Genomic DNA, 1,595 nt, shown 5'->3' on the forward strand with positions numbered 1-1,595 from the left:
GTACCAGTAGTTCCGGTTTTGTGATTCCAGTCTTTGTGCCTGTCAGGTTGTCCAGCGACTCCTCGCAGACGGTCTGATACGGTATCTCAAAGCGTGTTTCCAGCGAGTAGGTTTCCCAGTTTCTGCTGCTGCTCTCAATCTCCTCCACTTCGTTGAAGTACAGCTTACCCGCCTGATACACGGCGGACTTTTTAAAATCTTCTTTCAGTCTGGCGTGTTCAATCGTACCGCCGCCATCCTGATGCACATCAATGTCCGCCTGCTCCAAAGAGGCATGCAGTGTTTTGATGTACGCCGGTTCATTGATGGTGTGATAGTGCAGTTGCTCCAGTACGCTCAAATCCTTCGTACTGTTATCAAAACGGCGGGTGAAGCTTCGTTGACCGTCATAAATGAACGGGTAGTAACGCGCGCCTCGCCCGATAAGCTGCGCTTCGCTGTCCGTGCTGGTTTTGCTGCTGCTCGCCTGCTCGCTGATGCGGACAATATCGTAGAGGTTGAGAACGTCCCAGCCTTCATTCACCTTCGCGACGGCAAAGACGGCTCTCACCGGATTATCGACTTCTTCTAGTGTATTCAGCAGGACGGGATTCTCTTCCAGCAGATCTGACTTGTTGACGTTCAGCAGGTTAAAGTCGTTAAAGTCCTCCTGAATTTGCCCAGTCACCGTCACTAAATCACTGTTAGCGTAACGCTGAATCACTTTATGCCAGATACTGGTGTCAGAGCTGAGCTGGAGTTTTTTGTTAGCTAGATGACGTCTGACGCTCTCAGGTGTCATGGCGGCTATCAGTTGCGAAAACTCCTCCTGCTTCGCCTTTGATATCGCAATCTTATTCGACTTGAACAGAATGACCGGTTTGAAGCCGGTGATGCCGTGATCTGCTGCCGTCAGTTTACGGTACTGGCTTAAAAGTACCGCATCAAGCATCTTGTCGCTGTCATTCTGGTTGGCTTCCAGCAGCATGACTTTCTTCGAGTAACCGTCTGACATGAACTGTTTCAGGTCATACTGATACACCACCTTACCACGGTATTTCTGCCCGATATCTTTGTTCGCAAGATCAATGGTGGCGGTGAACTCGAACAGGCGGTTATCCGGTCGCAGGTTGAGGATGTTCTCAATCGTGCGTTCCCAGGTCTGCTCCTCGTTCTCCGGTGAGGTTTTCGACTTGCCTCTAGCTTTAGTACCGGCGTTGAAATGATGTGCCTCGTCACCAAGCAGCACAAGGGGGATTTCTTTTAAATCCTCGTAGGTGATGCTGTTCTCACGATAGCTGTTCAGCTCGTCGTGCATCTTATGGATAGTAGAGAGCTTGAGGTAAATCGTGTTACGTTCCGGTATGGACGGGAATGTTTCTATCGGTTCGATGGTGATTTTTTCCCCGTCGATTTCCAGCTCCTGACTGAACAGGTACTTCGGCGATTGCGGATTAAGCAAGTTCTCTCGCGTTTTCTGGATAATCGCGTCTGTATGCACGAAGAAAATGAAGTTCTGATACCCTAACTCTTTAAACAGATAAAGTATCGTTCCTGCCATCACCATCGTTTTCCCTGCACCGGTTGCCATGTGAAACAGCAGGTGGCGATAATGC

Annotated in this window: 1 protein-coding gene; it reads right to left on the reverse strand. The window is 49.5% G+C overall.

Annotated elements, in window-relative coordinates:
- The coding region (locus tag ATB02_RS25605; protein WP_198600602.1) for a DEAD/DEAH box helicase family protein at positions 1 to 1,595 on the reverse strand (1,595 nt) is incomplete at both ends.

Origin of the sequence: Escherichia sp. MOD1-EC5189, assembly GCF_002966045.1 — a bacterium.
Lineage (GTDB): Bacteria > Pseudomonadota > Gammaproteobacteria > Enterobacterales > Enterobacteriaceae > Escherichia > Escherichia coli_F.